This is a genomic window from Methylobacterium sp. ap11 (genome assembly GCF_900110515.1).
GTDB lineage: Bacteria > Pseudomonadota > Alphaproteobacteria > Rhizobiales > Beijerinckiaceae > Methylobacterium > Methylobacterium ajmalii.
In genome coordinates, this window is the sequence record NZ_FOEB01000021.1 from 1 (window position 1) to 25,100 (window position 25,100).

24 protein-coding genes and 2 pseudogenes are annotated in these 25,100 nt (G+C 72.5%); 15 read left to right on the top strand and 11 right to left on the bottom strand.

The features are described from left to right. The 4 genes and pseudogenes from BMX97_RS33140 to BMX97_RS23900 all read left to right on the top strand — a co-directional run. A pseudogene (locus tag BMX97_RS33140) lies at window positions 1–476 on the top strand (alkaline phosphatase); the annotation flags it as partial. Between the two features lie 188 nt (window positions 477–664). Continuing rightward, entirely contained in the window at window positions 665–1,594 is a 930-nt protein-coding gene (locus BMX97_RS23890; RefSeq protein WP_091753722.1) for an AEC family transporter, read from the top strand. 408 nt (window positions 1,595–2,002) lie between these two features. Then, window positions 2,003–3,385: a GGDEF domain-containing protein gene (locus BMX97_RS23895; RefSeq protein ID WP_177202336.1), complete on the top strand. Its 1,383-nt coding sequence runs from the start codon at window positions 2,003–2,005 to the stop codon at window positions 3,383–3,385. A gap of 330 nt (window positions 3,386–3,715) precedes the next feature. Further along, window positions 3,716–4,015: a hypothetical protein gene (locus BMX97_RS23900; RefSeq protein WP_091753724.1), complete on the top strand. Its 300-nt coding sequence runs from the start codon at window positions 3,716–3,718 to the stop codon at window positions 4,013–4,015. A gap of 52 nt (window positions 4,016–4,067) precedes the next feature. On the opposite strand, the gene cysK is transcribed toward BMX97_RS23900, so the two are convergent. Next, window positions 4,068–5,048, bottom strand: coding sequence for a cysteine synthase A (cysK, locus tag BMX97_RS23905; RefSeq protein WP_060849889.1), 981 nt, complete (start codon window positions 5,046–5,048; stop codon window positions 4,068–4,070). A 441-nt stretch (window positions 5,049–5,489) separates the two neighbouring features. Here cysK and BMX97_RS23910 point away from each other — a divergent pair. Next, a pseudogene (locus BMX97_RS23910) lies at window positions 5,490–6,805 on the top strand (NAD(P)/FAD-dependent oxidoreductase). Between the two features lie 19 nt (window positions 6,806–6,824). Here the strand turns inward: BMX97_RS23910 and BMX97_RS23915 are convergent. Continuing rightward, window positions 6,825–8,276: an NAD(P)-binding domain-containing protein gene (locus BMX97_RS23915; protein WP_091753725.1), complete on the bottom strand. Its 1,452-nt coding sequence runs from the start codon at window positions 8,274–8,276 to the stop codon at window positions 6,825–6,827. Between the two features lie 39 nt (window positions 8,277–8,315). On the opposite strand from BMX97_RS23915, the gene BMX97_RS23920 reads away from it, so the two are divergent. Both BMX97_RS23920 and BMX97_RS23925 read left to right on the top strand, forming a co-directional pair. Beyond that, window positions 8,316–8,945 carry a 2-hydroxychromene-2-carboxylate isomerase gene (locus BMX97_RS23920; protein ID WP_091753726.1) on the top strand — a complete coding sequence of 210 codons (630 nt, stop codon included), beginning with the start codon at window positions 8,316–8,318 and terminating at the stop codon, window positions 8,943–8,945. A 102-nt stretch (window positions 8,946–9,047) separates the two neighbouring features. After that, window positions 9,048–10,463, top strand: coding sequence for a M20 family metallopeptidase (locus BMX97_RS23925; RefSeq protein WP_091753727.1), 1,416 nt, complete (start codon window positions 9,048–9,050; stop codon window positions 10,461–10,463). Between the two features lie 129 nt (window positions 10,464–10,592). Here the strand turns inward: BMX97_RS23925 and BMX97_RS23930 are convergent, their stop codons facing one another. The 4 genes from BMX97_RS23930 to BMX97_RS23945 all read right to left on the bottom strand — a co-directional run bounded on the left by BMX97_RS23930 (window position 10,593) and on the right by BMX97_RS23945 (window position 14,101). Further along, window positions 10,593–10,847: a GNAT family N-acetyltransferase gene (locus BMX97_RS23930; protein WP_091753728.1), complete on the bottom strand. Its 255-nt coding sequence runs from the start codon at window positions 10,845–10,847 to the stop codon at window positions 10,593–10,595. A 73-nt stretch (window positions 10,848–10,920) separates the two neighbouring features. After that, window positions 10,921–11,352 carry an HIT family protein gene (locus BMX97_RS23935; RefSeq protein ID WP_091753729.1) on the bottom strand — a complete coding sequence of 144 codons (432 nt, stop codon included), beginning with the start codon at window positions 11,350–11,352 and terminating at the stop codon, window positions 10,921–10,923. Between the two features lie 224 nt (window positions 11,353–11,576). Further along, window positions 11,577–12,737 carry a M20 aminoacylase family protein gene (locus BMX97_RS23940; protein ID WP_091753730.1) on the bottom strand — a complete coding sequence of 387 codons (1,161 nt, stop codon included), beginning with the start codon at window positions 12,735–12,737 and terminating at the stop codon, window positions 11,577–11,579. Window positions 12,738–12,868: 131 nt separating this feature from the next. Next, window positions 12,869–14,101, bottom strand: a complete 1,233-nt coding sequence (locus BMX97_RS23945; RefSeq protein ID WP_091753731.1) for a GNAT family N-acetyltransferase — start codon at window positions 14,099–14,101, stop codon at window positions 12,869–12,871. Window positions 14,102–14,209: 108 nt separating this feature from the next. Here BMX97_RS23945 and BMX97_RS23950 point away from each other — a divergent pair, with 108 nt between their 5' ends. Continuing rightward, entirely contained in the window at window positions 14,210–14,590 is a 381-nt protein-coding gene (locus BMX97_RS23950; protein ID WP_244538612.1) for a hypothetical protein, read from the top strand. Window positions 14,591–14,685: 95 nt separating this feature from the next. On the opposite strand, the gene rplS is transcribed toward BMX97_RS23950, so the two are convergent. Beyond that, window positions 14,686–15,093 (bottom strand): 50S ribosomal protein L19, encoded by a 408-nt coding sequence (rplS, locus tag BMX97_RS23955; protein ID WP_091753732.1) that lies wholly within the window; start codon window positions 15,091–15,093, stop codon window positions 14,686–14,688. A gap of 259 nt (window positions 15,094–15,352) precedes the next feature. Here rplS and BMX97_RS23960 point away from each other — a divergent pair, with 259 nt between their 5' ends. Then, window positions 15,353–15,640 (top strand): GCG_CRPN prefix-to-repeats domain-containing protein, encoded by a 288-nt coding sequence (locus BMX97_RS23960; RefSeq protein WP_244538613.1) that lies wholly within the window; start codon window positions 15,353–15,355, stop codon window positions 15,638–15,640. Between the two features lie 70 nt (window positions 15,641–15,710). Here BMX97_RS23960 and BMX97_RS23965 read toward each other — a convergent pair whose 3' ends face one another. The 4 genes from BMX97_RS23965 to BMX97_RS23980 are packed head-to-tail and all read right to left on the bottom strand — an operon-like array spanning window position 15,711 to window position 19,286. Continuing rightward, the gene (locus tag BMX97_RS23965) at window positions 15,711–17,414 is read right to left on the bottom strand and encodes a SpoIIE family protein phosphatase (protein WP_244538614.1); all 1,704 of its coding nucleotides are present in this window, start codon (window positions 17,412–17,414) and stop codon (window positions 15,711–15,713) included. Continuing rightward, on the bottom strand, window positions 17,411–18,337 hold the full coding sequence (locus BMX97_RS23970) for a GGDEF domain-containing protein (RefSeq protein WP_244538615.1): 927 nt from the start codon (window positions 18,335–18,337) through the stop codon (window positions 17,411–17,413). Before BMX97_RS23970 ends, BMX97_RS23965 begins: the two co-directional genes overlap by 4 nt. Further along, window positions 18,334–18,720 (bottom strand): DUF1987 domain-containing protein, encoded by a 387-nt coding sequence (locus BMX97_RS23975; RefSeq protein ID WP_091753733.1) that lies wholly within the window; start codon window positions 18,718–18,720, stop codon window positions 18,334–18,336. Before BMX97_RS23975 ends, BMX97_RS23970 begins: the two co-directional genes overlap by 4 nt. 11 nt (window positions 18,721–18,731) lie before the next feature. Beyond that, entirely contained in the window at window positions 18,732–19,286 is a 555-nt protein-coding gene (locus BMX97_RS23980; protein WP_053220788.1) for a SiaB family protein kinase, read from the bottom strand. 451 nt (window positions 19,287–19,737) lie between these two features. On the opposite strand from BMX97_RS23980, the gene BMX97_RS23985 reads away from it, so the two are divergent. From BMX97_RS23985 to miaB, 6 genes are all read left to right on the top strand, one after another. Further along, window positions 19,738–20,241 (top strand): universal stress protein, encoded by a 504-nt coding sequence (locus BMX97_RS23985; protein WP_091753734.1) that lies wholly within the window; start codon window positions 19,738–19,740, stop codon window positions 20,239–20,241. Window positions 20,242–20,366: 125 nt separating this feature from the next. Further along, a complete protein-coding gene (locus BMX97_RS23990) occupies window positions 20,367–20,933 on the top strand; it encodes a NifU family protein (protein ID WP_091753735.1) in 567 nt (188 codons plus the stop codon). Window positions 20,934–21,179: 246 nt separating this feature from the next. Then, window positions 21,180–21,878: a tRNA (adenosine(37)-N6)-threonylcarbamoyltransferase complex dimerization subunit type 1 TsaB gene (tsaB, locus tag BMX97_RS23995; RefSeq protein ID WP_091753736.1), complete on the top strand. Its 699-nt coding sequence runs from the start codon at window positions 21,180–21,182 to the stop codon at window positions 21,876–21,878. Window positions 21,879–21,891: 13 nt separating this feature from the next. Continuing rightward, the gene (locus tag BMX97_RS24000; protein WP_060849941.1) at window positions 21,892–22,374 is read left to right on the top strand and encodes a GNAT family N-acetyltransferase; all 483 of its coding nucleotides are present in this window, start codon (window positions 21,892–21,894) and stop codon (window positions 22,372–22,374) included. Between the two features lie 421 nt (window positions 22,375–22,795). Beyond that, window positions 22,796–23,668 (top strand): lysophospholipid acyltransferase family protein, encoded by an 873-nt coding sequence (locus BMX97_RS24005; protein WP_091753737.1) that lies wholly within the window; start codon window positions 22,796–22,798, stop codon window positions 23,666–23,668. Between the two features lie 77 nt (window positions 23,669–23,745). Beyond that, the gene (gene miaB / locus BMX97_RS24010) at window positions 23,746–25,098 is read left to right on the top strand and encodes a tRNA (N6-isopentenyl adenosine(37)-C2)-methylthiotransferase MiaB (RefSeq protein ID WP_091753738.1); all 1,353 of its coding nucleotides are present in this window, start codon (window positions 23,746–23,748) and stop codon (window positions 25,096–25,098) included. Window positions 25,099–25,100 lie beyond the last annotated feature (2 nt).

Genomic DNA, 25,100 nt, shown 5'->3' on the forward strand with positions numbered 1-25,100 from the left:
ACCTCCTCTACGGCCAGGGCGAGGGCCGCGAGATCTACGCCGCCATCGGCAAGGCCGCCGACCTCGGGGCGCATCCGGGCTTCGACGCCGAGTACTACCTGCTGTCGAACCTCGACGTGGCGCGGGCGGCGACGAGTTCGGGGCGCGACCCGTTCGCCTTCGCCTACGACCACTACCAGCTCTACGGCTGGAAGGAGGGGCGCAACCCCGACGCGGTGTTCGACACCAAGGGCTACCTCAACGCCTATGGCGACGTGAAGGCGGCGGGCGTCGACCCGCTGCTGCACTACGACCTCTACGGCTGGAAGGAGGGCCGCGACCCGTCGAAGGGGTTCGACACCACGGCCTACCTTGCGACGAACGGCGACGTGGCGCGGTCGAAGGTCGACCCGATGCTGCACTACCTGCAATACGGCGCGCTCGAGGGTCGCGCGGCCCCGGGCGACACCACCTTCGGCTTCGGCAACCAGGGCTGATCCAAGGTCGAACCAAGAGTCGGACCAAGAGTCCGATCGAGGGCCGACCCGTCGCCCCCGCATTTCGCCGCCCTCCGGCGGCGGGACCTCGCCCCGCGACCGGCGCAGGGCTCACGCCCTTGCGCCGGTCGCGCCCCTGCACCAAAGCGGCTCTCGCCGGCGCCTCGCCCGGTCCCGGCGCTTCCCCGATGCAGGCCGTCCTCAACGCCGCCCTCCCGATCTTCGCCCTGATCCTGGCCGGGTTCCTGTCGGGCCGCACCGCCCTGTTCGGCCCGGCGGCGGCCGACAGCCTGAACCGCTTCGCGATATACCTGGCGCTGCCGGCCCTGATGTTCGGCGCGATGGCGAAGATCACCCCCGCCCAGGTCGCCCAGCTCGGCTTCGCGGCGGCCTTCGCGGGCGGCATCGCGGCGGCCTTCGCGGCCGCCTTCCTGCTCGGCCTCGGCCGGTCCCTGCGGCCGGCCCAGGCCTGCATCGAGGGGCTGGATGCCGGCTACAGCAATGTCGGCTTCATGGGCATCCCGCTCTGCCTGCTGGTCTTCGGGCCGGCGAGCCTGCCGGCCGCGGTCATCGCCACCCTGTTCACCGCCTGCGTGCTGTTCCTGTTCGCGATCGTGGTGATCGAGCTCGACCTGCAGAAGGGGGCGGGCTCGGGCACCGCCCGCAAGGTCGTGCTGGCGCTCCTGCGCAACCCGCTGCTGATCGCGCCCCTCGCCGGGCTGGCGGTCGGCCTCACCGGGACGCCGGTGCCCGGGCCGGTCGAGCGCTTCGCCACGCTCCTCGGGGGCGCGGCCTCGCCCTGCGCCCTCGTCTGCATCGGGCTCTTCCTCGCCCAGGAGCGGGTGGTGCTCTCCGACATCCGACCGATGGCCGTGCTCGTCGTCCTCAAGCTGGTGCTGCAGCCGGCGGTGACGGCGCTCCTCGTCTACCAGGTCTTCGCCGTGCCCGACCTCTGGGCGCGGGCGGCGGTGCTGCTCAGCGCGCTGCCGATCGGCTCCGGCCCGTTCACGCTCGCCAAGCTCTACGGGCTCGAGGCCGGCGTGACCTCCGGGGCGATCCTGCTCTCGCACCTTGCCTCGGTGGTGACCGTCTCGCTCCTCGTCGCGTGGCTCGCCTGACCGGCAGGGGTCGATCGCGGGATCGCGGGGCGTCGCCCCTCTAAGCAGATTTCGCAAAAGTGGCCACCGGTTTTGCGGCAAAAATCTGCGACAAAACAATGACCTAAGCGGACGAAGCGTTGGCTTGCCAACGCAAGTCTGGTTAGCGCCCACGCGCCTGACGCAGCGCATCTCCGCATCGGACCGGTCGCGCGGGCTGGGGACGCAGGTCGACGGCGATCGGACGGCGACGTCGTTCGTGTACGATTAACTCGATCTTGAAGGTCTCACGCGAGTCTCGCACGACCGGGCCGGACGGGACTCGCACGGGAAGTCATGGTAGGGGAGAACCGTCGTCACCGGCATGACGCGGCTCGTCCCGCGACCGCCCTCTTGTTGCCTCATCTTGTTCGAAGCCGGGTCCAGGGCATGACGATCCTTCGCTCCATCCGTGCGGTCCTCGACGGCGGTCCCTCCTCCCGGGACCGGGCCCTCGCCGGCCGCCTGATGCGGGTGATCTTCGGCTGCTACGTGATCGTCGCGGTCGGCCTGACGGCCGTGCAGATGATGGTCGCCTACCGGGCGGCGAGCCAGCGCCTCCAGGACGACGTGGCGGCTCTCCAGCGCACCTTCACGCCCGGCATCGAGGACGCGATGTGGCGCTACAACGCCGAGGTGCTGCGCGGCATCCTGGCGGGCATGCAGGAGATCCCGGCGGTCGTCGGGGTCGAGGTGCGCGACGAGGCCGGACGGCGCGTCCAGGCGACCGGCACCTTCACGGACGAGGCCGGCGCGGTCTGGCCCGTCGGCCGCAACGAGGAGGCGAAGCTGGCCGCCCGGCCCTTCGGCACGCCGTTCAGCCGCACCTTCCCGGTCGTCCACACCGACGAGAACGGCCGCATCTACCCGATCGGCTCCTGGACCGTTCATTCCGACGACAGCATCGCGATCGAGCAGGTCAAGAACACGCTGTACGTGATCCTGATCAACTCGGCGATCAAGTCGGTCATGCTGTGGTTCATCTTCTACCTGGTGATCCGCACCATGGTCGGCCGGCCGCTCGGCCAGATCCGCGACTACCTCGCCCGGATGGACGCCGATTCCCTCGGGGCGCCGCCGCTGATGATCGAGGCGGGGGGCCGCAACGAACTGCACGCGCTCGCCGGCGCGCTCAACACCATGCGCGACCGGCTGCGGTGGTCGTTCGAGGAGAACGCCGCCCTGATGCGCGACCTGCGCGAGATGAACGCGACGCTCCAGGACCGCATCGCCGAGCGCACCCGCGACCTCGAGACCCTGGCCCATACCGACCTCCTCACCAGCCTGTTCAACCGGCGCAAGCTCGACGAGGCCCTGGCGGAGGCGACCGAGGACCGGGAGCGGCCGCTCTCGCTGATCCTCGGCGACATCGACAACTTCAAGTCGGTCAACGACCGCCACGGCCACAAGGTCGGCGACCAGGTCCTGATCGCCTTCGCGGGCCTGCTGCGCGACGCGGTGCGGCCGACCGACATCCTCGGCCGCTGGGGCGGCGAGGAGTTCATGCTGCTGTGCCCCGACACCGACCTCGCCGCGGCGGTCGCCCTGGCCGAGCGCCTGCGCCAGCGCGTCGAGGAGACGGCCCTGCCGGAGGCCGGCACCCGCACCTGCTCGTTCGGGGTCGCCACCCTGGCCCCGGGCGAGAGCACCGACAGCCTGGTCGGCCGGGCCGATGCGGCGCTCTACCGCTGCAAGCGCAACGGCCGCAACCGGGTCGAGGTGAGCGCGTCGCTCTGGTCGGAGACGGGGTTGAAGGAGCGCGGGGCGGCCTGAGCCCCGATTTCGCACAACCCTGGTCGTCCGACCTTCCGGTCCGCGAACACCCGAAAGACCAGCACCGCGTCCAGGGTCGTTTCGATGGGGTGTGCGGCCGCTACCCGGCGCCGAATGACCGCCGGATTCTTTTGCAATGCGGGATGTGCGGTGCCGAAATCATGTCGGATGGCACAAAATTTTCGCTGTTCCATGTGCATGGCGCATGGTGCCGTTGCGTCCATTCGTCCGGTTGCGGCGCCCGGGGTATTGGCAGCGTGCGCGTCTTGCCGCAGTCTCGGGGTGGATGAAGCCGCCGCAGAGCGGTCCGCCCGGAACGGAGGTACGCCGATGGTCAACCCGAACCGCCTCGTGAAATCCGCCTGGATCGCCGCGGAGGTCTCCCGCGACAAGGCCGAGAAGGTCCTGGTGGTGGAAGCCTATATCGCGGTCAGCCCCCTGGAGAGCGGCTTCGATGCCGGGCGCTATGGACGCCTCGTCGAGGACGTGCGCCGCATCCTCGCCGACAACCCGGACATCGACCGGGCCTCGATCCTGAGCGTGCACCGCGAATCGCGCTGCGCCGCTCTGTTTCGCCGCGGCGCCTGCGAGGAGGGGCGCCGGACCGAGCTGCCCGAACTCGTCGCCTGATTCCCGGAATCCGGACGATGCGGCGGGGCCGTGAGGCCCCGCCGGGGACGCCTCAGAGGCCCTCGAACAGCGCCGACGAGATGTAGCGCTCGGCGAACGAGCACGCGACCGTGACGATGCGCTTGCCCTTGAACTCGGGCCGGGCCGCGATCTCGAGCGCCGCCGCGACGTTGCCGCCGGTGGAGATGCCGCCGGGGATGCCCTCGATCCGGGCGAGCAGGCGGGCGGTGTCGAAGGCGGTCTGGTTGGAGACCGTCACCACCTCGTCGATCACGCCGCGGTCGAGCACGCCCGGCACGAAGCCGGCGCCGATGCCCTGGATCTTGTGCGGGCCGGGCTGGCCGCCGGACAGGACCGGGGAATCCTCCGGCTCGACCGCGACGACGCGCAGCGACGGCAGGCGCTGCTTGATCACCTGGCCGACGCCCGTGATGGTGCCGCCGGTGCCCACGCCCGCCACGAAGGCGTCGAGCTGGCCATGCGTGTCGGCCCAGATCTCCTCCGCGGTGGTCTTGCGGTGGATCTCGGGGTTGGCCGGGTTGTTGAACTGCTGGGGCATGATCGCGCCCGGGATCTCCTTGAGGAGTTCCTCGGCCTTGGCGATCGCGCCCTTCATGCCCTGCGGGCCGGGGGTCAGCGCCAGCTCGGCCCCGAGATAGGCCAGCATCTTGCGCCGCTCGAGCGACATCGTCTCGGGCATCACCAGGATCAGCCGGTAGCCGCGGGCGGCGGCCACGAAGGCGAGCGCGATGCCGGTATTGCCGGAGGTCGGCTCCACCAGGGTGCCGCCGGGCTTCAGCACGCCCGAGGCCTCCATGGCGTCGATCATGTTGACGCCGATGCGGTCCTTCACCGAGGCGATCGGGTTGAAGAACTCGAGCTTCAGCAGGATCTCGGCGTCGATCCCGCGCTCCTTGGCGAGGCGGTTGAGGCGCACCAGCGGGGTGTTGCCGATGGTCTCGGTGATCGAGTCGTAGACCCGGCCGTGGCCGATCGTGCGGCCGGATTCCGAAGTGGCGGTGGCGTCGGCCATGCGATGTCTCTCCCTTGGGGGCTCGTGTTCCGCCGCACGGGTAGCCCAAATCCGGCGTGCCGTCGAGGTAAGCCGATTTACACAGTTTATATCTGTAGAATAAACCGCGGGCCGATGGTTCGCCCGGCCCGCTCCCCGGTCGGAATCCGGCCGATCCCGGTGGATGGACCTGCCGGCTCCGCCATCACGGGGGCTACTCGCCGGGTTGCGGTCTGATAACCTTGGGGTAGAGAGGCGCCCCGGCAAGGTTCCCCGCAGCGACTCGCCCGCGGTTCCCGCCGCGCGGTCTTGCCGGCGAGGCCGCCCGCCACCCGGATCCCGAGGGCCCAGAGAGACCGCATGACCGAGATCCCGAACCGCTCTCCCGTCGAGTCCGCGCCCCTTCACGGTCCGGAAGAGGTGTCCGGACCCGTGCCCGGCGCCGACGCGACGGGCCTGCGCGTGCCGTCCTCCGGCCCGCACCGGGTGGTGATCGTCGGCGGAGGCTTCGGCGGGCTCACCACGGCGCGCGGCCTCGGCGGCGCGGAGGGCATCGAGGTCACGCTGATCGACCGGCGCAACCACCACCTCTTCCAGCCGCTGCTCTACCAGGTCGCCACCGCGGTCATCGCACCGGGCGAGATCGCCGAGCCGATCCGGGCGATCCTGCGCCGGGACCGCAACGTCCGCGTGCTGATGGGCGAGGTCGAGGGCATCGACGTCGAGGGCCGCGCCGCGATCCTGCGCGACGGTACCCGCATACCCTACGACACGTTGGTCCTGGCGACGGGGGCCACCCACAGCTATTTCGGCCACCCCGAATGGGAGCGCTACGCGCCGGGCCTCAAGACCCTCGACGACGCCCGCCGGATCCGGGCCCGGGTATTGCTCGCCTTCGAGGCGGCCGAGCGCGAGGACGACCCGGCCGCCCGCGAGCGGCTGCTGACCTTCGCGGTGATCGGCGGCGGGCCGACCGGGGTGGAGATGGCCGGCGCCATCGCGGGGCTCGCCCACCACGCCCTGTCGCAGGATTTCCGCCGCATCGATCCGAAGCGGGCCCGCATCCTCCTGATCGAGGCGGCTCCCCGGATCCTCGGCACCTTCTCGGAGGACCTGTCGGCCTACAGCCGCCAGGCGCTCGAGCGCCTCGGCGTCACGGTGCTGACCGACCACGCGGTCGAGGACGTGTCGGAGGCCGGCATCACCGTGCAGGGCCGGCTGATCCCGGCCGCCACCGTGGTCTGGGGCGCGCGGGCGTGCGCGCCTCGCCCGCCGGCGCGTGGCTCGGGGTCGAGACGACGCGCCAGGGCCACGTCCCGGTCGGGCCGGACCTCGCGGTGATCGGCCGCCCGGGCGTCTACGCGCTCGGCGACCTCGCCCAGGCCAAGGCCGAGGACGGCACGTCCCTGCCGGGCCTCGCCCAGGTCGCCGACCAGCAGGGCCGCTACCTCGGCCGCTCGCTGCGCGAGCGCATCCTGCACGGCCGGGCGCCACAGCCGTTCCGCTTCCGCAGCCGCGGCAACCTGGCGATCATCGGGCGCAATGCCGGCGTGGTGCAGTGGGACCACGTCAAGCTGAAGGGCTTCCTCGCCTGGCTGGTCTGGGGCGTCGCCCACGTCTACCTGCTGGTCGGCTTTCACAACCGGCTCGTCGTCACCCTGCGCTGGCTCTGGGCCTATGTCAGCTTCCAGCGCGGCGCCCGGCTGATCTCCGAGCGCGACGAGGCCACGATGGCGCTGATCAGCGGCAAGCCCCCGGCGAAGGCGCCGCTGCCCTGACCGGAGCGGGGAGGGCGCCTCACCGCGCCTCCCGGGCGACGAAGAACGGCGTCGGCTCCAGCTCCGCATCCTCGTGCGCCACCATGCGGGGGAAATGGGCATCGGCCTGCGACACGAAGAGGTCGCGCACCAGCGCCTGGGCCAGCCGCGTCGCCCCGATGCCGAGGCCCGGGATGTCGCCGGCGAGCGCGCCGTGGCTCAGGCTGACGCCCCAGTTGAAGACGTGCAGCAGGCCCAGTTCCGGCAACCGGCCGGGCACTCGCTCCAGCATCTGCATCCCGTCGCCGAGATAGGGGAAGCGGGCGGCCTCCGGGTGCGCCTCGGCCTCGGCGGCCGGGACGCGCTCGCCCCAGGTCAGCACCGCGTCGCGGAAGCGGTCGAGCTCCGGGCGCCGCGTCAGGTCGATGTCGAAGCCCACCGCCACCACGGCGGCGTCGACCGGGTAGCGGCCTCGGCCCGTCTCGACCACGAGACCGTCGGGCACCTCCTCGATTCCGGTCCAGCTCTCGCCGAACCGCACCGCGAAGTTCGGGTGGCGGGTGCAGCGCAGCACCGATTCGTGAGGCGGCGGCGTGCCCTCGCCCATCAGGTAGGTGGTGAAGGCCCAGCGCCTGGCGTCGTCGAGGGCGGCGTAGCCGCGCAGGAAGCCCGGGAAGGCGGCCCATTTCGACTTGTTGACCTGGGGAAACCGCGAGCGGCGCACGAACAGCGTCACCGCGGCGGCCCCGGCTTCCAGCGCCGTCGCGGCGTTGTCGATCGCCGAGGCCGAGGCGCCCAGCACCGCGACGCGGCCGCCCCGGAAGCGCGCGAAGTCGATCGGGTCGGAGGAATGGAACAGGCGGCCCGCGCCGCCGGTGGCGAAGGGCGGCATCCGACGTCCGCCGGACCCGTCGCGGCCTGCGGCGAGCACCACCTTGCGGGCATACAGGGTCTCGGGCCCGGCCGGCCCGTCGATCCGCGCCCCGATCAGCCCGGTTGCCGGCCAGAGCTGCAGGAGGCGGGTGTCGTTCTCGACCGGGATGCCGACGGTATCGCGCACGAACAACAGGTAGCGCAGCCAGTCGAGGCGCGGGATCTTGTAGAGGTCGGCCCAGCCCGCCTCGCCGGCTTGCGCCTCCCACCAAGCCCGGAAGGTGAGGGAGGGGATGCCGAGATCCGGCCCCGTCAGGTGCTTGGGCGAGCGCAGGGTCTCCATCCGGGCGAACGTGCCCCACGGCCCCTCGGCGCCCCGGGGCGCCTGGTCGATCACCCGCAGGTTCGAGATCCCCTCGCGCAGCAGCGCGAAGGCGGCGGTCTGGCCGCACATCCCGGCGCCGACCACCAGCACGTCGAGGGCCGGGCGCCCGTCCGGTCCGTCGACCGGCAGGGTCCAGCGGGCGGGGGGGTGGTTCAGGCGGGCGAGGTCGCGCCGTACCTCGGCGGCGAGGAGTGTTAGTCCCTTCACGGCCGCGCTGTCCTGGTCGATATCCATGCCCGTGTATCCATGCCCGTGCCAATCCTGGAGGTCCCGATGCCCGATCTGTCCTGCTTCTACAGCCTGTCCTCGCCCTGGGCCTATCTCGGCGGGCCGCGGCTCCAGGACATCGTGCGCCGCCACCGCGCCCGGCTGGTGCTCAAGCCCTTCGACTTCCAGGAGGTGGTGCCCAAGACCGGCGGCGTGCCGATCCGGACCCGGCCGCAGCCGCGACGCGATTATCATGCCGTCGAGCTCGCCCGCTGGCGCGACTATCTCGGCCTGCCGCTCAACGTGACGCCGCGCCACTACCCGATGGAGAACCCGGCGCCGAACTGGAACAAGCATGCCGGCTGGACGGTCATCGCCGCGCAGGCCGCCGGGCTCGACGCCTTTCCGCTCTCGCACGCCATCCTGCGCGCGCTGTGGGCGGAGGAGCGCGACATCGCCGACCCGGCGGTGCGCAGGGCCATCGCCGACGACAACGGCTACGACGGCGCCGCCCTGGTGGCGGCCGAGGGCAGCGAGGCCGTGCAGGCCCGGTACCGCCGCAACGGCGAGGAGGCCGAGGCGCTCGGCGTGTTCGGCTCGCCGACCCTCGTGCTCGACGGCGAATTGTTCTGGGGCCAGGACCGGCTCGGCTTCCTCGACCGGGCACTGGCGCGGCGCGCGGCGGCCAGGAGCTAACGGGGCGCATTCCAGGGGCGAGCCGGGCGCATGGCGCCCGGCCCCCATCGTGCGACAAGGGACGGGGCAAACCTGCACAACAGCCCCGGGGCACGAGGAAACATGCACAACAGCGAGGCGATCTGGCGGCACGTCGAGGAGCACGCGGCGGCGTTCGTGGCTCTCTCCGACCGGGTCTGGGAGATGCCGGAGCTCAACTTCCAGGAAGTGCGCTCCGCGGCCGAGCACACCGCCATGCTGCGCGCCCAGGGCTTCCGGGTGACCGAGGGCATCGACGGCATCCCGACCGCCATGATGGGCGAGGCCGGGGAGGGCGGTCCCGTCATCGCGATCCTGGGCGAGTACGACGCGCTGCCGGGCCTGAGCCAGGAGGCGGGCGTGGCCGAGCACCGGCCGCGTCCGGGGGAGGGCGCCGGCCATGGCTGCGGCCACAACCTGCTCGGCGCCGGGGCGCTGCTCGCCGCCACCGCCGTCAAGGACTGGCTCGCCCGGGAGGGCCTGCCCGGCCGCGTGCGCTACTACGGCTGCCCGGCGGAAGAGGGCGGCGCCGCCAAGACCTTCATGGTGCGCGACGGCGTATTTTCCGACGTCGACGTGGCGATCACCTGGCATCCGGGCCCGTTCGTGGCGATCTGGGAGCCGGTCTCCCTGGCGATCCAGCTCATCGACTTCGCCTTCGTCGGCAAGGCCTCGCACGCGGCGGCCGCCCCCCATCTCGGGCGCTCGGCCCTCGACGCGGTCGAACTGATGAATGTCGGCGTCAACTACCTGCGCGAGCACATGCCGAGCGACGCGCGGGTGCATTACGCCTATCTCAATGCCGGCGGCATCGCCCCCAACGTCGTCCAGGCGAGCGCCACCGTGCGCTACCTCGTGCGCGCCGCCGACCTGCCGAGCCTCCTCGACCTCGCGGCCCGGGTGGAACGGATCGCCCAGGGCGCCGCCCTGATGACCGAGACCACCGTGACGAGCCGGGTGGTGAGCGCGATGTCGAACCTGCTCGCGAACCCGCCGCTCGAGGAGGCGATGCACGCCAACCTGATGCGCCTCGGCCCCCCGCCCTTCGACACCGAGGACCGGGCCTTCGCGGACAAGATCCGGGCGACGCTGACGGAAGAGGACATCGTCTCGGCCCATCGCCGCTTCGGCATGCCGGTGACCGACGCGCCGCTCTGCGACGCGATCGTGCCGCTGCGGGCTGTCGGCGAGCGGATGATGGGCTCGACCGATGTCGGCGACGTGAGCTGGGCGGTGCCGACCGTGCAGGCGCGGGGCGCCACCTACGCCATCGGCACCCCGGGCCATTCCTGGCAGATGACCGCCCAGGGCACGAACCCCGCGGCGCACAAGGGGATGGTCCACGTCGCCAAGGCGATGGCCGGAACGGCGGTCGACGTCCTGCGCGACCCAGATCTCCTCGCCCGCGCCAAGGCCGACCACGCCGAGCGCCTCTCCCGTACGCCCTATCGCTGCCCGCTGCCGGACGGCCTGGCGCCGCCCCTCGACATGGTGGGGTGAAGTCTCTGACGATTTCCGCCTGATCGCGTCGCGATGCGGAAATCGGCGTCGCTCAAGCGTGTGGAGCCTGCGGCTCCACCCGCGTGGGCTTGTGACACCCAATTCGGCTGTGATCTTCCGGGTCGGGTGTCAGCCCGGCAGGTCGCGGTGGCGGCGCAGCCACGACGCCGCGTAGCCGCAGAGCGGGACGATCTGCCGGCCCTCCGCCCGCGCGGTCTCGGCGACCGCCCGCATCAGCCGGTCGGCGGTGCCGGTGCCGCGCAGGGCCGGCGGCGCGTACACGTAGGCGATGACGAGGGCGCCGGGCCGGCGGCGATAGTCGGCATAGGCGACCTCGCCGTCCACCTCGAGCTCGAAGCGGCCCCGCCCCGGATCGTCGCGCATTCCCGTCCCGTGCATGCCGCCGCCCGGCCTCTCGCGTGTCTGGGGCAAGCTCCCGATTCCGGCCCGGTTCCCGTCAGCCGGCCAGAGCCGCGCGGAGCCGCTCGGCGTGGGCCGCCAGCACGGCCGGATCGGCCATGCCCTCGACGTGGCGGCGCGGCGCGGCGCCCTCGTGCCGGGGCAGGACGTGGACATGGAGGTGGAAGACGGTCTGTCCGGCCGCCGCTTCGTTGTACTGGTAGACCGCGACGCCGTCGGCCGCGAAGGCCGCCTTGGCGGCCCGGGCCACGCGCTGCACGGCGGCGTAGAGGGCCCCGAGCGTCGCCGGGTCCGCGTCGAGCAGGTTGCGGCTCGGGACCTTGGGAACCACCAGGGTGTGCCCGTCGGCCTGGGGCATCACGTCCATGAAGGCGACGACGTGGTCGTCCTCGTAGACCTTGTGGCACGGCACCTCGCCGCGCAGGATCTTGCCGAAGATGTTCTGGGGATCGTAGGCGGTGTCGGTCATCTCGAAATCCCGTGTCGCTGCGAGCTCGTGGGAGCGCGGGCCGGGGCCGACGCTCCCTCGGCGGCGTTCCGGGCCTGCTCCTGCGGCAGGACGGCACCCCGGCGCAACCGCTCATTTCCGGCGAGGGGGGCTGCCGGCAAGGCCCTGCCGGCGGAGGCGCCGGCACGGTGCCGGACGGACGGCGAGGCCGGACCCGCCGCGGGGGCAGCGGGTCCGGCCCCTTGTCACGCCGCCGAGCGCCGCTCGACCAGCCGGGCGAGGTAGGCCGCGCCGAGCGGGATGATCGCGTCGTCGAAGTCGTAGGCCGCGTTGTGGACGGCCGCCCCGCCCTTGCCGTCGAGCCAGGCATAGGCGCCCGGCACGGCGAGCAGCATGTCGGCGAAGTCCTCGCTGCCCATCTTGGGCTCGGGCGCGGTGTCGACCTTGGCCGCGCCGAACAGCTCGGTGGCGATCTCGGCGGCGGCCCGCGTCTGGGCCTCGCTGTTGCGCAGCACCGAGAAGATGTTGCGGATGTCGACGACGATCTCGGCCCCGAAGGTCGCCGCGATGCCGGCCGCGATCTCGCGCATGCGCTTGGCCACCAGAGCGCGGATGTCGTCGTCGAAGGTGCGGATCGTGCCGGCGAGGTGGGCCTCCTCCGGGATCACGTTGTAGGCCGCCCCGGCATGGACCTGGGTGATCGAGAGCACGGCCGATTGCAGCGGGTCGGCGTTGCGGCTGACGATCGTCTGGAGCGCCTGGACCAGGGCGGCCTGGACCACCACCGGATCGACGCCGCGGTGTGGCTGCGCCCCGTGGGCGCCGCGGCCGACGATGCGGATGTCGAAGAAGTCGGCCGCCGCCATCGCGGCGCCGGCCCGCACCGACAATTCGCCGACGCGCCCGCCCGGGTTGTTGTGCAGGCCGTAGACCTCGTCGCAGGGAAAGCGCGAGAAAAGCCCGTCGGCCAGCATGGCGCGGGCGCCGCCCAAGCCTTCCTCGGCAGGCTGGAAGATGAACACCGCGGTCCCGTCGAAATCGCGGGTCTCGGCGAGGTACTTGGCGGCGCCGAGCAGCATCGTGGTGTGGCCGTCATGGCCGCAGGCGTGCATCTTGCCCGGCACGGTCGAGCGGTAGGGGAGGTTGGTCGCCTCCTCGATCGGCAGCGCGTCCATGTCGGCGCGCAGCCCGATGCGGCGCGCGCTCGTTCCGCGGCCGGTCAGGACGCCGACGACGCCGGTGCGGCCGATTCCGCGATGGACCTCGATCCCCCAGGAGGCGAGTTTTTCCGCCACGATACCGGAGGTGCGCACCTCCTCGAAGCCGAGCTCGGGATGGGCGTGCAGGTCGCGCCGGATGGCCGTGAGGGCGTCGAGGTCGGCGGAGATGCGGTCGATCGGGGACATGCGGCCAAAATGCTCCGGACGGAAGGACCCGGGGACGCGCCCTCGGGCCGGACGGCCCGCATCCTCAAGGCCCCCGGCGCGCGAGTCCAGGCGCGCGGATGCATGGCTCGGGGTCTCCGGGCCGGTATTTGTTAGTCCTCGCCGCGCCGGAACGGCGTTGCCGCGTCGAGCTCCTCGGCCGCCGCCGCGACGTGGCGCGCCTCGCGCCGCAGGTAGTCGGCGATGGCCGCCCGCAGGCCGGAATCGGCGATGTCGTGGGCCGAGTGCGTGATCACCGGGCGATAGCCGCGGGCGAGCTTGTGCTCGCCCTGCGCGCCCGCCTCGACCCGGGCGAGGCCGTGACGAATCGCGAAATCGATCGCCTGGTAGTAGCAGACCTCGAAATGCAGGAACGGATGATCCTCGATGCAGCCCCAGTTGCGACCGTAGAGGGCGCGGTCGCCGATCAGGTTGATGGCGCCGGCCACGTACTGCCCCTCGCGCCGGGCCATCACCAGCAGGATCCGCTCCGGCATCCGCTCGCCGATGAGCGAGAAGAAGCGCCGGTTGAGGTAGGGCCGGCCCCATTTGCGCGAGCCGGTATCCACGTAGAACCGGTAGAAGGCGTCCCAATGCGCCTCGGTCAGGTCGGCGCCGGTGACCCAATCGATGGTGATCCCGGAGGCGAGGGCGTCGCGGCGCTCGCGCTTGATCGCCTTGCGCTTGCGCGAGGCGAGCGCCCCGAGGAAATCCTCGAAGGTCGTGTAGCCGTCGTTGTCCCAGTGGAACTGCTGGTCGACCCGGCGCAGGAAGCCGAGCGCCCCGGCCCGCTCCGCCTCGGCTTCGGGCAGGAAGGTCGCGTGGATCGAGGAGGCCTCGACCTGCCGGCGCAGGGCGCGCAGGCCGGCGACGAGGGCGGCGGTGGCCTCGTCCGCGTCCTCGCCCGGGGCGATTAGGAAGCGGGGGCCGGTCACCGGGGTGAACGGCACGCTGACCTGGAGCTTGGGGTAGTAGCGCCCGCCCGCCCTCTCGAACGCGTCGGCCCAGCCGTGGTCGAACACGTACTCGCCCTGCGAGTGGGACTTCAGGTAGCAGGGCGCGTAGCCGATCACTCGGCCGTCGCGCTCGGCGGCGACGTGCAGCGGGACCCAGCCGGTGCGGCCGCCGACGCAGCCCGAATCCTCCAGCGCCGACAGGAAGGCGTGGCTGACGAAGGGGTTGTGGCTCTCGCCCGCCCCCGCCATCGATTCGGCGGAGTGGGCGCAACGGTCCCAGTCCGCCGCCGCGATCTCGCCGATGCGCTGGACGACGCGGACCTGCAGGGTGCCCGGCGCCGGGGTGTCACCGCCCTCCGCCGCGCCGCATCTCTCGCCGGGTATCTCCATGACGGGGAAGCTAGGACGGGGCCCGGGGGCCGGCAATGCGGCGCGGCCTCGCAGCTTCGGTGGGCCCTCGCGGAACCGTTGGCCCGTCCGGTCCATTTGTTCCCGATCATGACCAGAGACGACATCACGACACGCCCCCTCCCGCCCGCGACGACCGGCACGCCGCCCCTGAGTGGTAAGGACGTCCTCGCCAAGGCCTGGGACGACCGGATCGCCCGGCTGCTCGAACTCCTGCCGCGGCGGGTGGCGGATTCCGTGTCCTGGCTGCGGGCGCCGTCGCGGCGCTGGGTACGGATTCCGGCGGCCGTGCTGCTGATCCTCGGCGGCTTCCTGGCGATCCTGCCGGTCTTCGGACTGTGGATGCTGCCGCTCGGGCTCGCGCTCCTGAGCGAGGACATCCCCGGCATGAAGCCGTCTCTCGAGCGCGCGGCGCGCTGGCTCGAGGACAGGTGGAACCGGCTCGTCCGCCGGTGGCGCGGCGAGCGCTGAGCCGGCCCGCAAACGAAGAAGGCCGCCTCGACCCGGCAGGGGAGGCGGCCTTCTCGTTCGTGCTGTGACGTCCTCGCGGTGACCCGCAGAGAGACTTACTCCGCGGCGGCGGGCTTCGCGCTCTTCTTGGTCTTGCCCTTCTCGGCGCCGCGCTCGGCGCGCTCGGCGATACGGGCCGACTTGCCGCGACGATCGCGCAGGTAGTACAGCTTGGCGCGACGCACCTTGCCGCGACGCACGACCTTGATCGAATCGATGTTCGGCGAGTAGACCGGGAAGACGCGCTCGACGCCCTCGCCGTACGAGATCTTGCGGACGGTGAAGCTCTCGTTGATGCCGCCGCCGGAGCGGGCGATCACGACGCCCTCGTAGGCCTGGACGCGGCTGCGCTCGCCTTCCTTCACCTTGACGTTCACGATGACCGTGTCGCCGGGCTCGAAGTCGGGGATCGTCTTGTTGAGCTGAGCGATCTGCTCCTGCTCGAGCTGCTGGATGATGTTCATTGTCAAACTCCTGCCGTCGCCGCCGCGCCCCGGCATGGGGTCAGGCGTCAGGATTTCGGCGTCCTGTTGTGAGTTGCCGGCTCCCTTACAGGAACGGTCGCGGCTTGTCGACACGGGGCCGGGCGCCTTTTTCGAGGCCGGCGACGAAGGCACGGGAACAGAACGGCGCATTCCCGGTTGTGTCGGCTCGGCGCGGCGGCCGAACCCGGCGCCGCCCGCTCCACGGATACCGTCACGGACCATACGGAGGACCATCCGCATGCTGATGCGTTGGAAGATCGCCGGCCTCGCCGCCCTGGCGTTCGGCGGCCTCGCGGCCGCCCCCGCGAGCGCCGCCCCGGCCGGCCCCGGCCTCTCGGGCCTGCTCGCCCCCGAGGCGCCGGTGACGCAGGTCGCCCAGGGCTGCGGCCCGGGCTTCGCCCGCGGACCCTGGGGCCGCTGCCGGCCGATGTATGGCCGCCGCTACTTCGGTCCACCGCGGGTCTACGGCCGCCGCTGCTTCATCCGCCCGACCCCGTACGGGCCGCGCCGGATCTGCCGCTTCTGATCGGCCCCCGATCGCTCGCGATCGGCATCCGACGAACCGGGCGGGGCTCCCCACGGGATCCCCGCCCGTCTCACGTCAGGACAGGCTCAGTCAGGACAGGCCGGAATGCCACCAGGGCCATGTCGTCCCGGCGCGGCTCGGGTCCGCGATGGTCCGCGAGGTCGCGTTCCAGCGCCGCCACCTGCCCGGCGAGCGGCAGGTCCCGGTGCCGCAGCAGGATCCCGGCGACGCCCCGGTGACCGAGGAGCCGGCGCGAGGCGCCGCCCATCTGGTCGCTGACCCCGTCGGTCATCAGGAAGAAGGTCTCGCCGCCCTCGAGTGCCAGCACCGTCGCGGCGAGCGTCTCCTCCCGGCCGGTCGGCCGGTAGCCGAGGCCGTGGCGCCGGCCCTTGATCCGGGTGATCGTGCCGCCCGACAGGACCGTGAGGGCGAGGCCCGCTCCCGAGAAATGCAGGGTGCGCGCCGCCCGGTCGACGACGCAGACGCCGCAATCGAGCCCGTCGTCGGAGCCGCTCGCCCCGTCCCCGGCCTGCCGCAGCCGCCCCCGCACCGCCGCGTCGAGGGCGGCCAGGATCGCGTCGGGCGCGCGCAGGGCCCGGTCGTGCAGGATCCGGTCGAGGGCGGTCGCCACGATCAGGGTCAGGAAGGCGCCGGGCACGCCGTGGCCGGTGCAATCGGCCACCACGACGACCGTGAGCCCGTCGATCTCCTCGACCCAGAAGTAATCGCCGCCGACGACGTGCAGCGGCTCCCACAGCACCGCGAGGTCGAGGCCGGAGTGCCGCAGGGCCTCGGGCCCGGGCAGCACCGCCTGCTGGATGCGTCGGGCATAGCCCAGGCTCTCCATCACTAGGCCGTTGGCCTCGGCGAGCTGCCCGTGGGTGCGTTCGAGCTCGGCGAGCAGGTGGCGCGCCTCGTCGCCGCTCCGCAGGCCCTCGACCATCCGGTTGAAGGCCGCCGAGATGTCGGCGATCTCGCGGCTCGGCCGCCGGCGGCCGGCGAGGTCCACCGTCGCCCAGTCCTTCCGCTCGACCCGGCCCATCGCGGCGTGCAGGTGCGCGAGGGGAGCCAGGACGTGGCGGCGCACCGCGACCCGCAGGGCGAGGGCGAAGGCCAGGATCAGCACCAGGCTGGCGCCCAGCACCATCACGAACTGCTTCTCGGCATTGGCCCGCAAGCCCTCGGCCGACAGCACAAGGGTCAGGCTGCCGGGGGGCGTGCCGCCCGCGGCCGGCGCGCCGACGCCGCCCTCGATCTCCGCCGAGACCTGGATGCGCTCGAAGTTGCGGCCCCGCGGCTCCTCGCCGAGGCGGGCCACTACGCCGCCGGTCCCGTCGCGCAGGACCGCGTAACGGAAGCCGGGATCGAGGCCGAGCGCCTGGAGCGACGGGCCGTAGGACGTGGTCCAGTCCGGGCGCGACAGCGCCCGGGCGGTCATGTCGGCCATCGTCTGGGCGCGCTCGCCCGAGAGGCGGATCTGGTCGCCGTAATTGACCCAGGCGATCACCACCTGGGTCAGCAGCACCAGGGCGGCGATCACCGGCGACAGCCGCAGGAACAGGGTGTGGGCGAGGCCGTCGAGGTTGCGGCCCCGGGCGGCGCCGCGCAGCGCCCCCGGGCGCATCGTGTCGGCGCCGCCATCCTGCGTCGTCGGCACCCCGGTGACGCCGGGACCGGCCGGCGCATCGCCGCGGCGCAGGGGCCCGGCCCCCCGCAGCGAGCCGCCGCGGCGGGGGCCGCCCGGAGCGGCGGTGTCGAGGGTCTCGCCGCTCACCGGGCGGTCGCCGCCGGGACTGACGGGGCCAGCTCCACCCGGTTGCGGCCGCCATGCTTGGCGGCGTAGAGCGCCGCGTCGGCCCGGCGCATCGCGTCCTGCAGGGTCTCCCCGGGCCCGGCGGCGGCGAGCCCGATGCTGACCGTGATGCCGATCGGCCCGGCCTCGGCCGCGACCGGCATCGCCGCCACGGCGGCGCGGATCCGCTCGGCCACCGCCGCCCCGTCCTCGATCCCCGTCCCGACGAGCAGCACCGCGAATTCCTCGCCGCCGAGCCGCCCGATCGTGTCGAGGGAGCGCAGGGCCGAGCGGCAGGCGGTGACGAAGGCGATCAGCGCCGCGTCGCCCGCGGCGTGACCGTGGCTGTCGTTGACGAGCTTGAACCGGTCGATGTCGAGCATCAGGAGGCAGGCCGACTGGTCGTCGCGCCGCGGCCAGTCCCGGGCGCAGACCTCGAGAAAGCGCCGGCGGGCCAGCGCCCCGGTCAGCGGGTCGGTGTCGGCCAGGCGGCGCAACTCCGCCTCCAGGCGGGCGCTGGTCTCGATCTCGCCCGACAGCGCGACGTTCAGGGATTGCAGGTCGCGCTGCTGGTCGGCCAGGCGCTTGTTGGCGTTCTGCAGGTCGGCCTGCATCCGGTCGCTCAGGCGCACCAGCCGGCGCTGCTCGCGGTAGCCCCGGCGATAGGCCTCGGCCAGCACCTTGACCCCGTCCGCCACCGCGGCGAGCTGGGTCAGCATCACCTCGGTCCGGTCGAGGACGGCCTCCTCGTTGTCGAACAGGCTGAAAACGTTGCCGGCGCGCGTGCGCCCGCGCGGCTCGCCGCGCCCGCCCTCCGGGGGATGCGCCTCGGGCTCCGGGGGGGCGTCGCCGTCCGTCATCACCGCGGGCTCCGGAGCCGGCCTGCCCGTCACGCCGTTCGTCATGCCGCCGTCTCCTGCACCATCTCGAACCGGGCGTGCGAGAAGTCGGCGGCGAAATCCTCGCCGGCCTCCGCGATGGTGTCGTCGCCCTCGGCGTAGAGCCAGCGGACCGTCACGTCGCGGCCCTCCCCGGCGGCGTCCTCGAGCGGCATGAACAGGTTCATCAAGGCCTTGGCGCTCGACGAGTTGAAGTACGACAGGGCGACCTCGAAGGTCAGCGGGCCGTCGCCGTCCTCCAGATGGCCGCGCAGGGCCTGGAGCAGCGGGCCGTAGAAGGCGGCGGCGTCCTCGGGGTAGGATTCGCCGCGCAAGGCCAGGCGGCCGGCGGGAAAGTCGAAGTCGACCAGCGGCGAGCGGCTGGTGGCGGGGATCTGGATCCGGTCCATCGTCGGGTGCTTCAGATGAAGGCTTTGAGGCAGAAGAAGCTGCGGTCGTCGCCGCGGGCCTGGAAGTCGTACTCGACCGGGGCGCTCGAGCGCCGGGCGATCTCGATCAGTCCGATGCTGCCGCCGAGGCTGCCCTCGTCGGCGGGCTGGCGCAGCCGCTCGCGGTAGTAGTGTTTCAATTCCTCGCCCGACAGCCCGACGATGTGGTCGAGCCGGGCGCGCAGGGCCGGGACGTGCTCGCCCGGCACCTCGTTGCCGCAGGCGACGAAGAAGCGCCCGTTCTCGACGCCGACCACGATCAGGCCGGCGCTCACCATCCCGCCCTGGGGGGCGCCCGGCGGCACGAGCTTGTCGGCGGAGTAGCGGATCACGTTCTGGGCCTGCTCGACGAAGATCGAGAAGACGCGCTTCGACACCGTGGCGTCGGCGGCTCCCTGCTGCATGCGCAGCTTCAGCACCTCGCCGAGGGAGAACAGGACGTTCTCGGACAGGTCGCCGCCGAACGACAGGATGATGCCGTTGCGCCGGGACGCCTCGTGGAAGGCCATGAAGTCTTGAGCAAGCACCGATCTCTCCCGCCCGGGCACCACCGGCCTAGGCCATTCGTCCAACCGTCATGGGTTCGGCAGCAGGCCGGTCGGACGGTAGGCTACGGCACCGAAGCTCACCAGAGCGTTACATGGTTCTTCGGCCGAAGTCTCTTGCAACGGTGAGGAAAAATCAGCCTCTGGTTCCGCGGGCGACGAATTGACATCGACTTCGTGCCGAAAATGCTCGCGGGGTGCCTGCCCAATGTGCAATCGATCACTCGAACGGGTGCGATCTGTCTCTCGGGCAATTCAATCGCGTCGGCATCACGTCCGAAATGGTTCCGCGGATCGAATGCGGTATTGCGTCGCATTCGGATGATTCGGTCGGGTGGGCGCATCAGGCCCCGGTCCGCCGGGCGTCCGCGCGGGACGGCTTGCGGCCGGCGCACGGCGCGGGCAGCATCGGCCGGTGGGAGCGCGTCCGGGCATGGTCGAGATCAAGCGGCGGCAATCCTTCGAGGCCGGGCATCGGCTCAAGTTCATGGTGCTGGTCGACGAGACGCCGGAATGCGACCGCGCGGTGCATTTCGCGGTGCGACGCGCGGCGCGGCTCGGCGCCCGGGTGGTGATGCTGGCGGTGGCCGAGCCGCCCGAGACGATGGAATGGCTCGGGGTCGGCGACGCGATGCGGGCCGAGGCCGAGGCCGAGACCCGGGCCCGCCTGGAGGTCCTGGCGGCCTCGGCGCGCCGGGCCGCGGGCGTCGATCCCGAACTCGTGGTGCGCACCGGCGAGCGCGCCGACGCGATCCTGCGCCAGATCGAGGCCGACGAGGACATCGCCTTCCTGGTCCTCGGTGCCGCCGCCGGCACCGACGGGCCGGGCCCGCTGGTCACCTCGATCGCCGGGCGCAGCGCCGGCAGCTTCCCGGTGCCGGTGGTGATCGTGCCGGGGGCGCTCAGCGAGGCGGAGATCACGGCGCTCGCCGGATGACGCCTCTCCATTGAGCTTTGGCCCGTTCGGGTCCACATCTCCCGGCAGGCGAGGGGGCGCCCGACCGCCCCGCGCCGTTCCCGGCCGGCCTTGAACCGGCGCAGAGAACTTTTCGAGGATCACCGATGTTCATACAGACCGAAGCCACCCCCAACCCCGCCACCCTGAAGTTCCTCCCCGGCAAGGTCGTGCTGCAAGAGGGCACCTTCGAGGCCCGGGACGAGGGCGCCGCGGCCCGCTCGCCCCTCGCCCGCGCGCTGTTCGCCGTCGAGGGCGTGTCCGGCGTCTATCTCGGCCACGACTTCATCTCGGTGACGAAGGCCGAGGGCGAGCCCGGCTGGCCGCAGGTCAAGCCCGCGGTGCTCGGCGCCATCATGGAGCACTTCATGTCGGGCGCTCCGGTCATGGAGGCCGGCCACGCCCCCGAGGAGGCGGCGGAGGAGTTCTACGACGAGGCCGACGCCGACACGGTCGTCACCATCAAGGACCTGCTCGAGACCCGGGTCCGCCCGGCGGTGGCGGGCGACGGCGGCGACATCACCTTCCGGGGCTTTCGCGACGGCGTGGTCTACCTGGAGATGAAGGGCGCCTGCTCGGGCTGCCCGTCCTCCACCGCCACCCTGCGCCAGGGCGTGCAGAACCTCTTCCGCCACTTCCTGCCCGACGTGCGCGAGGTCCAGGCCGTCTCCTAAGACGGGCGCGGCCCTCCGGGGGAGGCGAGGGCATCTCCGGGCGGCGCTTTTGCGCCGCCGGGACGGTTCCTCGGGCCCCCCGGATGATCTAAAGGCTGAACCGGACCGGGCCGCCCCGCCTGACGCGGGGCGGTCCTTCTTGTGTTAACCTGTCCGTGCCAGGCTGGGACTGAAGCGGCGGGCCGACGACCGGCCCGGCCGCGACGACGGACCCGCGGGCGCGAACGAGGGCGGAGCCGAAGAGACGTGCGGATCCTGGCGATCGATACGGCGCTCGAGCGCTGCGCCGCCTGCATCATGGCGGACGACGCTCCCGAGCCCCTGGCCCAGGAGAGCATGGACCTCGCGCGCGGCCATGCCGAGGCGCTCCTGCCCCTGGTCGAGCGGGTGACGGCCCGGGTCGAGGGCGGGTTCGAGAGCCTGGACCGGGTCGCCGTCACGGTGGGCCCGGGCTCCTATACCGGCCTGCGCGTCGGCCTGTCGGCGGCGCGCGCCGTGGGGCTCGCCTGCGGCATCCCGGTCGTCGGCGTCACCACCCTGTCGGCCCTGCTGGCGCCGCTGCTCGCCGCGGACGAGGATTACCTCGGCCGGGGCTACCTGCTCGCTGCCGCCATCGATGCGCGGCACGGCCAGGTCTATTTCCAGGCGCTGAGCCAGGACGGCGGCATCGCGGTGCCGCCGAGCCTGCTGCCGCTGCCGGAGGCCCTGCGCCTCCTCGGATCCGGCCCCGCGGCGCTCGCCGGCTCGGCCGGGCCGGCGCTCGCCGCGGCGGCCGCCGGGCAGGGGCAGCGCGCCGTCGTGCCCGAGGGCCACACCGCCCCGCAGATCGCCTGGGTGGCGTCGCTCGGCCTCGTCGCCGACCCCGCCCACGCCCTCGCCCGCCCCCTCTACCTGCGGGGGCCGGACGCCCAGCCCCAGGACCATATGCGGCTTCCCCGCCGCTGACGGAGTTGTTCCGATGAAGTGGATGCCGTTCCGCTCCCCCCCGACCGCCCATGTCGCGCCCCTGACCTCGGCCGACCGGGCCGGGGAGCTGGCGGCGCTCCACGCCACCGCCTTCGCGCGGCCCTGGGAGGCGGACGAGTTCGAGCGCATGCTGTGCGAGCGCGGCCACGTCGCCCACGCCCTGATGCTCGGCACGGTGCTCGGCGGCTTCGTCCTCTCGCGACAGGTGCTCGACGAGGCCGAGATCCTCACCGTCGTCCTCGGGCCGGCCTCCCGCGGCGCCGGCCTGAGCCGCCAGCTCCTGCGCGCCCACCTCGTCGCCCTGGAAGACCTGGGCGTGCGCCGGGTCCACCTCGAGGTCGACGACGGTAACGCCCCGGCGCTGGCCCTCTACCGCCGCCACGGCTTCGCCGAGACCGGCCGCCGGGCGAGCTACTACGCCCGGCCCGACGGCGGGCGCGCCAACGCGATCATGATGCAGGCGGCCCTGGGGTAGGGGTCGCGGGTGAACGGCCCCCCCAGGAGAGTAAATCATGGCGCGGGTTTCCCCTCTCCCCGCGGGCGGGGAGAGGGCCGTGTCGCCGTTCAGGCGACGCGGCAAGCTGAGGCGAAAGCCGGAGCGAGGGTGAGGGGGTGTCTCCTGATGAGGCTCCTCCGGCACCACCCCCTCACCCTCGCGGCGAACCTGCGGTTCGCTGCTCCCTTCGCCCCCGGCAAGGGGGGCTCAAGCCTCTCCCCGCCCGCGGGGAGAGGGGATACCCGCGCCATTTCTTGACCTGGACAGCCCTGCGGGCAGCCGAGCAGTCCGGGCGGTGGACGCCCCAAGCCGGACTTGATATGCGGCAGACGACGCGCGGCCCGGACCGCGTGGCCCGCGAAGAAACCTGCCCAGAGCCGAGCGCCCCGCCGTCGAACCCATGACGTACCTCGTCGCCGGCCTGCGGCTCCTCGCCTACGCCCTCGTCTTCGCGCTCCTCGCCGGGCCGCACTGGCTGGCCCTGAAGCTCGGGCGGGGGCGGTTCGCCGGCCACGCGCCGGTCTGGCTGCACCGGGCCTTCCTGCGCCTGTTCAAGGTACGCCTGACCGTGACCGGCACCCCGCCGGCTCCGGGCGAGGCGGCGCTCGTCATCGCCAACCACATCTCCTGGCTCGACATCCCGGTGCTCGGGGCGGTGCGGCCGCTCTCCTTCGTGGCGAAGTCCGAGATCGCCGGCTGGCCGGTGATCGGCACGCTCGCCCGGCTGCAGCGCACGGTATTCATCGATCGCGCGCGCAAGCGCCACACCGCGGTGGTCAACACCGAGATGAGCCGGCGCCTGCGCGCCGGCGACCTGATCGTGCTGTTTGCCGAGGGCACCACCGGCGACGGCACCCGGCTCCTGCCGTTCCGCACCTCGCTCGTCGGCGCGGCGCGGGCGGCGATCACCGAGGGCGGGCTCGACCGGGTGCGGCTCCAGCCGCTCTGCATCGCCTATACGCGCCGCCACGGCCTGCCGCTGACCCGGGCCGAGCGGCCGGACATCGCCTGGTACGGCGACATGGAGCTCGGCCCCAGCGTCAAGCTGTTCTTCGAACGCGGCCCGATCGACGTCTCGGTCACCTGGGGCGAGCCGGTCGCGTTCGCGGCCGGCACCGACCGCAAGGCCGCGACGGCGCTTGCCGAGGCCTCGGTGCGCCGCGCCCTCCAGGAGGCGGTGACCGGCCGCCCGGTTCTTCCCGAGACTCCGCGCGCCGATGCCCCGCCCGTCGCGGCCGCGCCGCCTATTCTCATTCCGGCCGCGACGGCTTAAATGACGGAAGACGGCCCGCGGCGGGCGGCCGCCGCGTCCGATCATCCACCCGATCTTTTCCTGGCAGGGCCGGTTCGTTGAAGAAAGCGTTCGTCAAATCCTACGGCTGCCAGATGAACGTCTACGACGCCTCGCGGATGGTCGACCTGCTCGGCCGCGAGGGCTTCGTCGAGACCGGCACCGTCGAGGAGGCCGACGTCGTCGTCCTCAACACCTGCCACATCCGCGAAAAGGCGGCGGAGAAGGTCTATTCCGAGCTCGGCCGCCTGCGGGTGCTGAAGGGCGAGCGGGCGGAGGCCGGCCACGACACGACCGTCGTCGTGGCGGGCTGCGTCGCGCAGGCCGAGGGGCGCGAGATCCTGAACCGCGCGCCCGGCGTCGACGTGGTGGTGGGCCCCCAGAGCTACCACCGCCTGCCGCAGCTGCTCGCCGCCTCCAAGGCCGGCCGCGTCGTCGACACCGAATTCCCGGTCGAGGACAAGTTCGACCATCTGCCGGCGCGCCGCACCCCCGGCGTCTCGGCCTTCCTCACGGTGCAGGAGGGCTGCGACAAGTTCTGCGCCTTCTGCGTCGTGCCCTATACCCGCGGGGCCGAGGTCTCGCGCGCGGTCGACAAGATCGTGGCCGAGGCCGAGCGGCTGGCGGCGGCGGGCGCCCGCGAGCTGACCCTGATCGGCCAGAACGTCAACGCCTTCCACGGGCCGGGGCCCGACGGGCGCGACTGGACGCTCGGCGAATTGCTCCGCCGCGTCGCCGCGATTCCCGGCATCCTGCGCCTGCGCTACACCACCAGCCATCCGCGCGACATGGACGAGGCCCTGATCGCGGCCCATCGCGACCTGCCGGCCCTGATGCCCTATCTGCACCTGCCGGTGCAGTCGGGCTCCGACCGGATCCTGGCGGCGATGAACCGCAAGCACGACGCCGACACCTACCGCCGCCTGATCGACCGGGTGCGGACGGCGCGGCCCGACATCGCGCTCTCCTCCGACTTCATCGTCGGCTTCCCGGGCGAGACCGATGCCGACCACGCCGAGACGATGCGGCTCATCGCCGATATCGGTTTCGCCAGCGCCTTCTCGTTCAAGTACAGCCCGCGCCCCGGCACGCCGGCGGCCGAGAGCGAGGACGCGGTGCCGGAGGCGGTGAAGAGCGAGCGCCTGGCCGAGCTGCAGGCCCTGCTCGAGCGCCAGCGCCAGGACTTCAACCACGCCACGGTGGGCCGGACCGTGCCGGTGCTGCTCGAGAAGCCCGGGCGCCATCCGGGCCAGGTCGCCGGCAAGTCGCCCTACCTCCAGGCGGTGCAGATCGACGGCGACGTCGCGGCGATCGGCACGGTGGTCCCGGTGCGGATCACCCGGGCCGGCTCGAACAGCCTGTTCGGCGAGGCGATCGGCGAAGCTGCCGCGGCCGCGACGGCCGCCGCGTGAGG